This window comes from Streptomyces sp. NPDC088553 (genome assembly GCF_044752965.1).
Taxonomy (GTDB): domain Bacteria; phylum Actinomycetota; class Actinomycetes; order Streptomycetales; family Streptomycetaceae; genus Streptomyces.
In genome coordinates this window covers 628,782-641,128 of the sequence record NZ_JBIVMG010000002.1, presented here as the reverse complement: position 1 = coordinate 641,128, position 12,347 = coordinate 628,782, and the positions used below count along the sequence as shown (strand labels likewise).

Sequence of the window (12,347 nt, the reverse complement as noted above, 5' to 3'; positions counted from 1 at the left end):
CATGACGCTGTCGTCCACCACCACCGCGGACCGCATCTACGCCACCGGTCTGCGCAACCAGTGGCACCCCGTCGTCCCCTCGCGCTTCGTCGCCCCCGGCGCCATGCGCAAGGTGACCGCCCTCGGCGAGCAGTGGCTGCTCTTCCGGCGCTCCGACGGAGCGCTCTCCATGCTCGCCGACCGCTGCCCGCACCGCGGCGCGCCCCTGTCGCTGGGCAAGCACCTCGGCGACCGGGTCGCCTGCTGGTACCACGGCGTCGAGGTCGGCGCCGACGGCACGGTCACCTCGGTGCCGGGCCTGCCCGGCTGCAACCTGGAGGGCAAGAAGCTGGTCACCTCGCTGCCCGTACGCGAGGTCGGCGGCGCGATCCTCGCCTGGTTCGGCGACGAGGAGCACCCCGAGCCGGCCGCGCTGACGCTCCCCGAACCGCTGACGGACCCCGCCGTCGACGCGTTCCTCTGCTACGCCGAGTGGGACGTGCCCTGGCGGTACGCCGTGGAGAACCTGCTCGACCCGATGCACGGCGCCTTCCTGCACCACGAGTCGCACACCATGTTCGCCGGCGACACGACCGCCAAGTTCCGCATCCGCGAGACCGACCGCGGCTACTTCTTCGAGAAGACCGACCAGCGGGGCGTCAACTTCGACTGGGTCGAACTGTGCCGCACCGGCGTCGACTGGGTCGACCTGTCCATCCCGTACCCGCCGTCCGCCGGCCCGGGCGGACCGTTCGGCATCGTGGGCATGGTCTGCCCCGTCGACGAGCGGCGCTCCGGCGTCTTCTTCTGGCGCTACCGCCGCGTCGAGGACTGGCAGCGCGCGACCTGGCGCTTCCTGTACAGGACGCTGATCGAGCAGCGCCACTGGGAGGTCCTGGAGCAGGACCGCGTGATGCTGGAGGCCATGCCCGCCGACGCCGACCAGCGCGAGAACCTGTACCAGCACGACCTGGGAGTGGTACGGCTCCGCCGCCTGTACCGCGCGGAGGCCGAGGCGCAGACGTCGGCCTGACGGCATGGAGGCGGACGTGAAAACCGCGGGTCGCGTTCTCCGCCTCGGGAACCATTCCCCGGGGCGCCCTCCTCCTGTGGTCGGACGCGGTGGTGGCCGGGGGAGTGATTCGCACAACTGCCCGTTGAGCAAGGGTGCATGAGACGCATCATCCACCTCCCGCAAGGACTGACTCTGTGCGAAGCACCCGCATAGCACCCCTCGTGGCCCTCAGCGCGGTCGCGGCCCTCGTGCCCGCTCTCACACCCGCCGTCGCCTCCGCGGCCGAACCGGTCACCCGGCGGACGGTCACCGCCGATCCCCTGAAGCAGTACACCCAGCAGACCCCGCGCTGGAAGCGCTGCGAGGCCGAGGCGCCGGCGAACTACCAGTGCGCGACGCTCAAGGTGCCGCTCGACTACACCCGGCCGGACGGCAGGAAGCTCGATGTCGTCGTGTCCCGGGTCAAGGCGACCAGCCCCCAGAAGCGGCGGGGAGTCCTGCTGCTCAACCCCGGCGGCCCCGGCGGCCCCGGCCTCGACATGCCCCTGTGGCTGGCACCGGAGCTGCCGACCGCCGTGAAGGAGCAGTACGACCTCATCGGCTTCGACCCCCGCGGCGTCGGCCAGAGCTCGCCCGTGAGCTGCGGCCTGAACGAGGAGGAGCTGAACTGGCAGCGCCCGTACAAGGCCGCGACGTTCGGCAAGGACGTCCGGTGGGCGCGGACCGTCGCCGAGAAGTGCCGTGCGAAGGGCGGTGACGTCCTGCCCCACCTCACCACCCGCAACACCGCACGGGACATGGACGTCATCCGCGCCGCGCTCGGCGAGAAGAAGATCTCGTACCTGGGCTACTCCTACGGCACCTACCTGGGCGCCGTCTACACGCAGATGTTCCCGAAGCGGACCGACCGGTTCCTGCTCGACAGCGCGGTCGACCCGCAGGGGATCTGGCGCGGCATGATCCAGGTGTGGGCGGAGGGCGCGGAGCCCGCGTTCAAGCGCTGGACCGAGTGGACCGCCGAGCGGCACACGACGTACGGGCTCGGCGACACCCCGGCCGTGGTCGGGAAGACCTACTGGGACCTGGTCGCCCGGGCGGACCGTGAGCCGATCGACGTCCAGGGCACCCTCCTGACCGGCGACGACATCCGCGCCGGCCGGGCCATGTTCTTCGACGTGAAGGGCGCCGCCGAGGCGATCGTCGAGCTCAGGAAGGCCGCCGAGGGGACCACCGCCCCGGCGCCGTCGAGGCGCGACACCGCGCCTCGTCACGTACCGCCGTCGTTCGCCCGCGCCGTCCCCCCGGACAACTCGGACGCGGCCTTCTGGGCCGTGGCGTGCGCCGACACCCGCGCGTGGCCGCACGACCCGGAGCAGTACCGCCGCGACGCGATCCGCGACAAGGCCCGGTACCCGCTGTACGGCGACTTCGCTTCGAACATCAAGCCGTGCGCGTTCTGGAAGAACGGGTCCGAGCCCGCCACGAAGGTGAACAACTCCGTCGGAGCGCTCATCCTCCAGAACGAGTGGGACTCCCAGACGCCGCTGGTCAGCGGACAGGGGCTGCGCCGCACCATGAAGGGCGCCCGGATGGTCACCGTCCTCGGCGGCCAGGGCCACGGCGTCTACGGCTCCAAGTCCTGCGCCGACACGACCGCCACCGCCTACCTGACGACGGGCCGGCTGCCCGCCGCGGACATGACGTGCCGGGCCACACCGGCCCAGGCGCAGAACCGTCTCGACCTCCCGCTGCCGACGCCGCCGGGCCTCCCGGGCATGCACCGCTCCTGACCGACCCCACGAACGGCCTGTGACCGGGGCCCTCGCGCCACGAAGGCCCCGGTCCCGGCGTCCGGCGGTCCCTCAGTGGGCGTGGAGCGACCCCCAGTCGAAGTTCTGGCCGAGACCGGTCCCCGAACCGCCCGTGACGACCTGGCCGGAGGCGTAGTACGTCGCCTTCACGTCGGCGTTGCTGTTGATGTCCGTCCTGGTCGTGCCGGAGCCCCAGATGTTCCAGATCACCCACGGGCTGCGGGTCAGCGCGTTGCGGCCCGAGGCCGTGATCGGCATGTTCCACGTCTCCGCGAGCATCCGCGGCTTCGCGTAGTCGACGAGCCCCGTGTAGTACGTGTGCGTGAGGTCCGAGGCGGCGGAACAGGGGTCGTAGTCGTCGACGCCGACCACGTCCACCACATCGCCCCCCGGGTAGTAGTTCCACGGCACGTCGTCGCCCTGCGGGTGCCAGGCGTTCGGCGACCAGACGAAGATCAGGTTGTGCAGGCCCTTCGTCTTCACGAGGTAGTCGTACGTGATCCGCCACAGCTTCTTGTAGCCGGCCGGGGTCCTGCCTCCCCACCAGAACCAGCCGCCGTTCATCTCGTGGTACGGCCGCAGCAGGACGGGGATGTCGTACGCGGCGAAGTACGACAAGGAGGCGGCGAGGTAGCCGAGGTCCGTCAGGAGCGCCCGGTACTCGGGTGTGTCCGACTCCCAGTCGACGACCCGGTCGAACCACGCCTGGTCGGTCGTGAGCGTCGCGACGGGATTGCCCGCGCTGCCGCCCGGGTGCTCACCCCGGACCTGGGTCAGCACTCGGCTCCAGTCCTTCAACGGCGAGCCGGGGTAGGGCTGGTGGAAGCTCATCCCGACGATCCCCGCCGCCGCCCCGCCGTTCGCGAGGGTCGCGCTGCCGCCGTCGGAACGGACCATGACACCCGCCGGGTTGTACGTGCCGTCCGCCGCGCGCGGCAGCCCCTTCCACACACCCGTCGCGACGTCCACGGCGTCGTCCGCGTACTGCCACTGGCGCCGGCCCGTCGGCAGCCCCAGCGGCCGGTTGTACGAGCGGTCCCCGTACGCCCCCCAGCCGTCGGACGCGCCGTAACCCGGCCCGAGGTCGATCTCCAGGAAGCCGGGGAGCTTGCCGGTGATGTCCCGGGCCTTCTTGTAGTAGTAGCCGACGTGCGTGGTGCCGCCCGCGTCTCCGTAGGAGGCGTTGTACAGCTCCTGCTGGCCCTCGATGTGCTGGCCGATCACCGTCATCGGGCGGTTCCCGGAGCGGGCGTCGTTCTCCCGGTTCACCAGATGCGCGTACACCGCACGGGCGTTGGGCGACGCGGCCGGGTCCCGGCTCGTCAGCGTGGGCGAGATGAGCGGCGCGGCGGCCGCGCTTCCCGCGGTGACGACCGGCAGCCCGCCGGCAGCGACCGCGGCGCCGAGAGCGGTGACGAACGTACGCCTGCGCATACCTGGTCCTCCGGGACAGAAGAAACGTCGGGTCGCTGATGCTATCCAGCGTCCCGACCGGGCCTGAGGGCGCGTCGGCCCGGCTCGCCCCGCCTGACCCGGCGTGCGGTCACGAGCCGGCCAGGTAGCCGGCGAGAGTGGTACGACGGCGGTGCAGGTCGTCGATACGGGCGTCGGTGGCCGCCAGTTCACGGAGCATCAGATCCCGGATGTCGGCGCACCAGTCGAAGGCCGTCCCGTCCTCGCCGGTGCACGGCAGGACGACCCGGATCACCTCGGTGGGCAGCCCGGCGGCCAGCAGGGCGCGGACCTTGCGGACGGTGGTCACCGCGTCCTCGTCGTACGCCCGATAGCCGTTCGGGCCGCGCCGCGCCTCCAGCAGCCCCTGCGCCTCGTAGTAGCGCAGCAGCCGGGTGCTCACCCCGGTGCGCCGGGACAACTCCCCGATCAGCATGCGTGCTCCGCCTTCCGCCCCGTCCGGGATCGATTGACCTTGACATCAATGTCAACGGTTAGCGTCGAGCCATGACGAATCATTCCCCGCGTCCCGCGGACCGTTCCTTCCTGTTCGTGCTGGGCAGCTCGCGTGCCGACGGCAACACCGAGATACTCGCCAGGGCCGCCGCCGACGCGCTGTCCGCCGACATCCCGCAGCGATGGATCGACCTGAACAGGCTGCCGCTGCCGGACTTCCAGGACGGACGCCACGAGGAGGGCGACTGGCCGGTCTCGGAGGCGGAGCGGACACTGCGGGAGGCCACCCTGGAGGCCACCGACATCGTGATCGCCTCACCGCTGTACTGGTACACCCTCTCCGCCCAGACCAAGCGCTACCTCGACTACTGGTCGGGCTGGCTCGGCGTCCCCGGCCTGGAATTCAAGAAGCGGATGGCGGGACGGACCCTGTGGGCGGTGGCGGCCATGGCGGATGAGGACGAGGCCGTCGCCGACGGAATGGCCACCACCCTCAACAACACGGCGGCGTATCTCCGGATGCGCTTCGGCGGAGTCCTCCTCGGCAACGGCTCCCGGCCGGGCCAGGTGCGCGGCGACGAGCAGGCGCTGACCAGAGCGAAGACCTACTTCGAGAGGGAGACCCCCCTGGCGCTGTTCCCGCAGGAGCGGCAGGAGCGGCAGGAGCAGGGCGAGGGGCGTGAGGAGCGAGCGGCGGAGACCGTCGGCGTGACGGCCTGACCGCGCGCAGGCGACGGAGCGGAGGGACTGACGCATCCGGACACGGCGGACGCGCCGTGTGACGAACGAGCCGGCCGAGAGGCGCCTGACGGGCGAAAGCCCAGGTCAGGCGCCTCTCTGCGGTCCTCAACGGCGCGGCGGCACCTTGCCCGGGCCGGTGAGCGGGGCGTCCGGGCCCGCGGGCAGGCCCTCGGAGTCCGCCCCGCTCCTGGCGACCGCCGCGTGCAGCGCCCGCAGGGCGATCAGGAGGACGCCGATGTCGTCCAGGTAGACGGGGTCCGGGATCAGGTCGACCGGCGAGACCGTGTAGACCACCGCCGCCCAGAACAGGGCCTTGGACTGCAGCGGCACACCGGCGTCCACGAGCAGCCGCCGGGTCCGGAGGACACGGACGAGCAGAACGGCGGCGCATCCCGCCACCGCGAGCAGAAGAACCAGGGCCACGACGAGCCAGAGGTTGCCGTCCACGCCGCTCTCCTTCCTCCGTGAGGTCCCGGCCGCGCCGATGTGCGCGGATTGTCAGGGTACGACGTCGGACCCGGTGTCCGGCGTCGTCGGCCGCGCCCGCCCGAGGTATCGGCCACCTTGCGATATGCCCTGTTTAGGCCTACTTGAAGCGTGACTCAGAACACTCTCCGCAGCGCTTCGCGCATGGACTCGGGAAGCCAGGGCAGGCGGCCGAACCGCCGGTGACACCGGCAGGGGGACTCAGAGGAACGAAAGGCCATACCCGACGTGACGGCAGCACAACAGACCATCCATGTGGGCGGAGAGTGGCGCGCGGCCCTGACCGGGGCCACGCGCGAGATCATCGACCCCGTCGACGAGACCGCCTTCGCGGTCGTGGCGGAGGGCGGTGTCCTGGACACCGACGACGCCGTGGCCGCGGCACGAGCCGCGTTCGACGACGGTTCCTGGCCGCGTACGCCGGTCGCGGATCGCGCCGCCCTGCTGCGGCGGGTCGCCGACCTCCTGGAGCGCGACCGCGAGCGGATCGGCGCCCTGGAGAGCCAGGACGCGGGCAAGACCCTCGAGGAGGGCCGCGTCGACGTCGACTGCGTCCGCGACGCCTTCCTCTACTTCGCCGACCTCGTCGAGAAGGAGGACGGCGGCCGGATCGTCGACGCCGGCTCGGCCGACATCCGCAGCGTCGTCGTGCACGAGCCCGTCGGGGTGTGCGCCCTGATCACGCCGTGGAACTACCCGCTGCTCCAGGCCAGCTGGAAGATCGCCCCCGCTCTCGCCGCCGGCAACACGTTCGTGATCAAGCCCAGCGAGATCACCCCGCTGAGCACCGTCGTGCTGGTCGAACTGCTCCTGGAGGCCGGGCTGCCGCTCGGCGCGGCCAACATCGTCACCGGCCCCGGCCACACCGTCGGCGCCCGGCTCGCCGAGCACCCCGACGTCGACCTGGTCTCGTTCACCGGCGGGCTCGTCAGCGGAACGAAGGTCGCCAAGGCCGCCGCCGACAGCGTGAAGAAGGTCGCCCTCGAACTGGGCGGCAAGAACCCCAACGTCGTGTTCGCCGACGCCTGCACCACACCCGAGGACTTCGACACCGCCGTCGACCAGGCACTCAACGCCGCCTTCATCCACAGCGGCCAGGTCTGCTCCGCCGGCTCCCGCCTCATCATCGAGGAGCCGCTGCGCCAGCGCTTCGTCGCCGAGCTCGCCCGCCGGGCCGAACTCATCCGGCTCGGCCGCGGCACCGACGAGGGCGTCGAGTGCGGCCCGCTGGTATCCGCCGCCCAGGTGGCGAGGACCGAGGAGTACGTGGCCTCCGCCCTCGGCGAGGGCGCGGTCCTGCGCGCGGGCGGCGAGCGCCCCGCCGGCCCCGGCTACTTCTACCGGCCCACCGTCCTCGACCGGTGCCACCGCCGCATGCGCGTCGTCCGCGAGGAGATCTTCGGCCCCGTCCTCACCGTGGAGACCTTCCGCACCGAGGACGAGGCCGTCGCCCTCGCCAACGACACCGAGTACGGCCTCGCCGGAGCGGTGTGGACCTCCGACGAGAACCGCGCCCGGCGGGTCGCGGCCCGGCTGCGCCACGGCACCGTCTGGATCAACGACTTCCACCCCTACCTGCCCCAGGCGGAATGGGGCGGCTTCGGGAAGTCCGGCATCGGCCGCGAACTGGGCCCCAGCGGCCTCGCCGAATACCGCGAGGCCAAGCACATCTACCAGAACCTCGCTCCACGCCCCGTGCGCTGGTTCGCGGGCACGAAGGCGAAGGACCAGGCATGAACGACCAGCACGTCTACGACTACGTCGTCGTCGGCGGCGGCACCGCCGGTTCGGTGATCGCCTCCCGGCTGACCGAGAACCCGGACGTCACCGTCGCCGTCATCGAGGGCGGCCCCAGCGACGTCGGCCGCGACGACGTCCTCACCCTGCGCCGCTGGATGGGCCTGCTCGGCGGCGAGCTGGACTACGACTACCCCACCACCGAACAGCCGCGCGGCAACTCGTACATCCGCCACAGCCGCGCGCGGGTCCTCGGCGGCTGCTCCTCGCACAACACCCTCATCGCCTTCAAGCCCCTGCCCTCCGACTGGGACGAGTGGGCCGAGGCCGGCGCCGAAGGCTGGGACGCGGCGGCGATGGATCCGTACTTCGCCCGGCTGCGCAACAACATCGTCCCCGTCGACGAGGCCGACCGGAACGCGATAGCCCGGGACTTCGTCGACGCGGCGCAGACCGCGCTCGGCGTGCCGCGCGTCGAGGGCTTCAACCGGCAGCCCTTCCACGAGGGCGTCGGCTTCTTCGACCTCGCCTACCACCCCGAGAACAACAAGCGGTCCTCCGCGTCGGTCGCCTATCTGCACCCGTTCCTCGACCGGCCGAACCTGCACCTCGCCCTGGAGACCTGGGCGTTCCGCCTCGAACTCGAAGGCACCCGCGCCACCGGCGTGCACATCCGCACCAAGGAGGGCGAGGAGCACGTCGTACGCGCCCGGCGCGAGGTACTGGTCTGCGCAGGGGCCGTGGACACCCCGCGCCTGCTGCTGCACTCCGGCATCGGACCGCGCGCGGACCTGGAGAAGCTCGGCATCCCCGTCGTGCACGACCTGCCCGGTGTGGGGGAGAACCTCCTCGACCACCCCGAGTCGGTCATCGTGTGGGAGACGCACGGTCCCATCCCGGAGAACTCCGCGATGGACTCCGACGCCGGGCTCTTCGTCCGCCGCGACCCGGAGTCCGAGGGGCCGGACCTGATGTTCCACTTCTACCAGATCCCCTTCACCGACAACCCCGAGCGGATCGGCTACGAACGGCCCCCGCACGGCGTGTCCATGACCCCGAACATCCCCAAGCCGCGCAGCCGCGGCCGGCTCTACCTCACGAGCGCCGACCCCGAGGTCAAGCCCGCGCTCGACTTCCGGTACTTCACCGACGAGGACGACTACGACGGCCGGACGCTCGTCGACGGGATCCGTATCGCCCGTCAGATCGCGGCGAGCGAACCACTGGCCGGATGGCTGAAGCGTGAGGTGTGCCCGGGCCCCGAGGTCACCTCCGACGAGGAGCTCAGCGCGTACGCCCGCCATGTCGCCCACACCGTCTACCACCCGGCCGGCACCTGCCGGATGGGCTCTCCGGACGACGAACTCGCCGTCGTCGCACCCGATCTGAGAATCCGGGGCCTCGACGGCATCCGGATCGCCGACGCGTCCGTCTTCCCGACCATGACCGCCGTCAACCCGATGATCGGCGTCCTCATGGTCGGCGAGAAATGCGCGGACCTGCTGGGAGGCACCCGACGATGAACGACCCGACGCGGGACACCACCGAACCCGTCTTCTCCGTACGCGAGCTGTGGAAGGTCTTCGGTCCGAAGGCCGACCGCGTGCCCGCGGACCAGGAGCTCGCCTCCCTCGACGCCACGGAGCTGCGCGAACGCACCGGCTGCACCGCCGCCGTCCGCGACGTCTCCTTCGACGTCCGCAAGGGTGAGGTCTTCGTCGTCATGGGCCTCTCCGGCTCGGGCAAGTCGACGCTCGTCCGCTGCCTCACCCGACTCATCGAACCGACCTCGGGCACCCTCTCCATCGACGGCGAGGACGTGCTGGCCATGGACACCGGCCGGCTCCGCGAGCTGCGCCGGCACCGGGCGGCCATGGTCTTCCAGCACTTCGGGCTGCTCCCGCACCGGACCGTGCTCGACAACGTCGCCTACGGGCTGGAGATCCAGGGCGTGGGACGCACCGAACGGCGCGCACGCGCCGCCGAGTTCGTCACCAAGGTCGGCCTCGACGGCATGGAGCACCGCAGGCCGAGTCAGCTGTCCGGCGGCCAGCAGCAGCGGGTCGGACTGGCCCGCGCGCTCGCCGTCGACCCCGAAGTCCTGCTGTTCGACGAGCCGTTCAGCGCACTCGACCCGCTCATCCGCCGGGACATGCAGGAGGAGGTCGTCCGCCTGCACCGGGAGGAGGGCCGCACGATGGTCTTCATCACCCACGACCTGAGCGAGGCGCTGAAGCTCGGCGACCGCATCGCGCTGATGCGCGACGGCCGGATCGTGCAGCTGGGTACGCCGGAGGAGATCGTGGGTGCCCCCGCCGACGACTACGTCAGGGACTTCGTCCGGGACGTGCCGCGCGAGCAGGTGCTGACCGTCCGCTCGGCGATGCGCCCCGCGCACGCCGGCGAGCACGAGGCCGGCCCCGCGCTCGCCCCGAGCGCCACCGTCCACGAGGCCATCGAGGCCGTCGCCCGCACGGGCGTCAACGCCCGGATCGTCGAGAACGGCCGCTGCCTCGGCGTCGTCGACCACGCGGGACTCCTCGGTGTCGTCGCCGGGGTCCCGGCCGCGACGCGAAAGGCGGTGGCCTGATGTACGCCCATACGACCTGGCCGCCGCCGGGCGGCACGACCGGTGCCGCGCCCCGGGCCCCGCGGTACGCGGCGACCGCCCCCGACGCCCTCGGGCGGTGGGGCCGATGACCGCCACCGTCACCCCCGCTCCTCCCGTACCCACGACCTCCTCCGACGCCGCGCCCGGTGCGCTGCGCGCGCTCGCGCGCCACCGCGGCCGGCTGATCGGCGCCGTCGCGGCCGTCGCGCTCGTCCTCGGAGCCGTACTCCTGGGCGGCGGCAGCTGGCCGGCGTCGCTCGCCGTCGACCTGTCCGGGCCGCTGGAGCGCACCAGCGACTGGATCATCGACAACCGTGACGGCCACCCGCTGTTCCTCTACTTCCTCGGGCACGTCAGCAACGTCGTGGTCGTGTCCGTCCGCGCCGTGTACCTGCTGCTGCTCGCCCTCGGCTGGGCCGGCGTCACCGCCGCCGCCGGGCTGCTGGCCTGGCGGGTCGCGGGCCCCCGCCTCGCGCTGACCTCCGTCGCCGCCTTCGGTGTCTGCGGACTGCTCGGCATGTGGGTGCCCACGATGCAGACGCTCGCCCTGATGGTCGTCGCCGTCGCCGCGTCCGTCCTGCTCGGCGGTCTCCTCGGCCTGGCCGCCGGCCTGTCGGACCGGATGAACAGGATCCTGCGGCCGGTCCTCGACACCATGCAGGTGCTGCCGGCCTTCGCGTACCTCCTGCCCGTGGTCCTCGTCTTCGGCATCGGCGTACCCGCGGCCGTCCTCGCGACCGTCGTCTACGCCGCCCCGCCCATGGCCCGGCTCACCGCCCTCGGGCTGCGCGGCGCGGACGCCGGCGTCATGGAGGCCGCCGCGTCCCTCGGCGCCACAGGCCGCCAGCGACTGCTGACCGCCAGGCTGCCGCTGGCCCGCAAGGAGCTCCTGCTCGGCGTCAACCAGTCGATCATGATGGCGCTCGGCATGGCCGTCATCGCCTCCGTCATCGGCGCGGGCGGTCTCGGCGACCGCGTCTACCAGGCCCTGGCCTCCGTCGACGTCGGTGCGGCGCTCGCCGCCGGCGTGCCCATCGTGCTGCTCGCGATCGTGCTGGACCGGGTCACCGCCGCCGCCGGCGAGCGGATCGGTACGCCGCCGGCCCCCAGGTCCCGGCTCGGCTGGGCCGTCGCCCTCGTGGCGACCGCCGTCGTCGCCGTCGCGGGCCGCCTGACCGACCGCCTCAGCTGGCCCGACGCGTGGACGGTCGACCTGGCCGAGCCCGTCAACACGGCCGTCGACTGGATGACCGCGCACCTCTACTCCGGAGTGCCGCTGATCGGCGGCACCGCCGACTGGGCGGGCCGGTTCACCACCTGGGTCCTCAACCCCCTGCGCGACGGCCTGCAGTGGCTGCCCTGGTGGGCGGTCCTGCTGGCGGTCGGCGCCCTCGCCCTGTTCATCGGCACCTGGCGCACCGCCGTCACCGCCGTCCTCGCGATGGCGGCGATCGGTGTGCTCGGCGTCTGGGCCCCGGCCCTCGACACCCTGTCGCAGGTCCTGGCCGCCGTCGCCGTGACGCTGGTGCTCGGGGTCGCGCTCGGGATCGCGGCGGCCCGCAGCACCCGCCTGGGACGCGCGCTGCGTCCGGTGCTCGACGTCTTCCAGACGATGCCGCAGTTCGTGTACCTGATTCCCGTGGTCGCCCTCTTCGGCGTGGGCCGCGCCCCGGCGGTCGCCGCCGCCGTGGTCTACGCGCTGCCCGCGGTCGTACGGATCACGGCCCAGGGCGTCCGCGGGGTGGACCCGGCCGCCATGGAGTCCTCGCGCTCGCTGGGCGCGACCGGACGTCAGCAGCTCTTCCAGGTCCAACTGCCGCTGGCCCGGCCCGCGCTGCTGCTCGCCGTCAACCAGGGCGTGGTGCTCGTCCTCGCCGTCGTCGTCATCGGCGGCCTCGTGGGCGGCGGCGCGCTCGGCTATGACGCGGTGTTCGGCCTCGCCCAGGGCGACCTGGCCACCGGTCTGGTCGCGGGCGCGGCGATCGTCTGCCTCGGCCTGACGCTCGACCGCGTCACCCAGCCGACGCGACGCCGTGACCTCGCGGGAAAGGGGGCCTGA

The 12,347-nt window shown here is 72.3% G+C and carries 10 protein-coding genes; 7 read left to right on the top strand and 3 right to left on the bottom strand.

Annotation, left to right across the window (positions count from 1 at the left end):
* The first annotated feature begins 1 nt into the window (after position 1).
* On the top strand, positions 2-1,012 hold the full coding sequence (locus ACIP8Z_RS07965) for a Rieske 2Fe-2S domain-containing protein (RefSeq protein ID WP_402080155.1): 1,011 nt from the start codon (positions 2-4) through the stop codon (positions 1,010-1,012).
* Between the two features lie 176 nt (positions 1,013-1,188).
* Positions 1,189-2,784, top strand: a complete 1,596-nt coding sequence (locus tag ACIP8Z_RS07960; RefSeq protein WP_402080153.1) for an alpha/beta hydrolase — start codon at positions 1,189-1,191, stop codon at positions 2,782-2,784.
* Positions 2,785-2,856: 72 nt separating this feature from the next.
* On the opposite strand, the gene ACIP8Z_RS07955 is transcribed toward ACIP8Z_RS07960, so the two are convergent.
* Together ACIP8Z_RS07955 and ACIP8Z_RS07950 are read right to left on the bottom strand one after the other, a co-directional pair.
* Entirely contained in the window at positions 2,857-4,239 is a 1,383-nt protein-coding gene (locus ACIP8Z_RS07955; protein WP_402080150.1) for a glycoside hydrolase family 26 protein, read from the bottom strand.
* A 109-nt stretch (positions 4,240-4,348) separates the two neighbouring features.
* The gene (locus tag ACIP8Z_RS07950; RefSeq protein WP_402080147.1) at positions 4,349-4,693 is read right to left on the bottom strand and encodes a MerR family transcriptional regulator; all 345 of its coding nucleotides are present in this window, start codon (positions 4,691-4,693) and stop codon (positions 4,349-4,351) included.
* Between the two features lie 71 nt (positions 4,694-4,764).
* On the opposite strand from ACIP8Z_RS07950, the gene ACIP8Z_RS07945 reads away from it, so the two are divergent.
* The gene (locus tag ACIP8Z_RS07945) at positions 4,765-5,433 is read left to right on the top strand and encodes a flavodoxin family protein (protein WP_402080144.1); all 669 of its coding nucleotides are present in this window, start codon (positions 4,765-4,767) and stop codon (positions 5,431-5,433) included.
* 126 nt (positions 5,434-5,559) lie between these two features.
* Here ACIP8Z_RS07945 and ACIP8Z_RS07940 read toward each other — a convergent pair whose 3' ends face one another.
* The gene (locus tag ACIP8Z_RS07940; protein ID WP_402080142.1) at positions 5,560-5,901 is read right to left on the bottom strand and encodes a YkvA family protein; all 342 of its coding nucleotides are present in this window, start codon (positions 5,899-5,901) and stop codon (positions 5,560-5,562) included.
* A 267-nt stretch (positions 5,902-6,168) separates the two neighbouring features.
* Between ACIP8Z_RS07940 and ACIP8Z_RS07935 the strand changes: the two genes are divergently transcribed.
* The 4 genes from ACIP8Z_RS07935 (at position 6,169) to ACIP8Z_RS07920 (ending at position 12,347) form a co-directional block, all read left to right on the top strand.
* Positions 6,169-7,677, top strand: coding sequence for an aldehyde dehydrogenase family protein (locus ACIP8Z_RS07935; protein WP_402080139.1), 1,509 nt, complete (start codon positions 6,169-6,171; stop codon positions 7,675-7,677).
* Complete coding sequence (locus tag ACIP8Z_RS07930; RefSeq protein WP_402080137.1) at positions 7,674-9,200, top strand: GMC family oxidoreductase; 1,527 nt, start codon at positions 7,674-7,676, stop codon at positions 9,198-9,200. The genes ACIP8Z_RS07935 and ACIP8Z_RS07930 overlap by 4 nt, the downstream gene beginning before the upstream one ends.
* The gene (locus ACIP8Z_RS07925; RefSeq protein ID WP_402080134.1) at positions 9,197-10,267 is read left to right on the top strand and encodes a glycine betaine/L-proline ABC transporter ATP-binding protein; all 1,071 of its coding nucleotides are present in this window, start codon (positions 9,197-9,199) and stop codon (positions 10,265-10,267) included. The genes ACIP8Z_RS07930 and ACIP8Z_RS07925 overlap by 4 nt, the downstream gene beginning before the upstream one ends.
* 106 nt (positions 10,268-10,373) lie before the next feature.
* Entirely contained in the window at positions 10,374-12,347 is a 1,974-nt protein-coding gene (locus ACIP8Z_RS07920) for an ABC transporter permease (RefSeq protein ID WP_402080131.1), read from the top strand.

Excerpts from the sequence above, each read along its gene's own strand:
- ACIP8Z_RS07925 (WP_402080134.1), top strand. The coding sequence starts at position 9,197 with ATGAACGACCCGACGCGGGACACCACCGAACCCGTCTTCTCCGTACGC.
- ACIP8Z_RS07930 (WP_402080137.1), top strand. The coding sequence starts at position 7,674 with ATGAACGACCAGCACGTCTACGACTACGTCGTCGTCGGCGGCGGCACC.
- ACIP8Z_RS07965 (WP_402080155.1), top strand. The coding sequence starts at position 2 with ATGACGCTGTCGTCCACCACCACCGCGGACCGCATCTACGCCACCGGT.
- ACIP8Z_RS07950 (WP_402080147.1), bottom strand. The coding sequence starts at position 4,693 with ATGCTGATCGGGGAGTTGTCCCGGCGCACCGGGGTGAGCACCCGGCTG.
- ACIP8Z_RS07945 (WP_402080144.1), top strand. The coding sequence starts at position 4,765 with ATGACGAATCATTCCCCGCGTCCCGCGGACCGTTCCTTCCTGTTCGTG.
- ACIP8Z_RS07955 (WP_402080150.1), bottom strand. The coding sequence starts at position 4,239 with ATGCGCAGGCGTACGTTCGTCACCGCTCTCGGCGCCGCGGTCGCTGCC.
- ACIP8Z_RS07920 (WP_402080131.1), top strand. The coding sequence starts at position 10,374 with ATGACCGCCACCGTCACCCCCGCTCCTCCCGTACCCACGACCTCCTCC.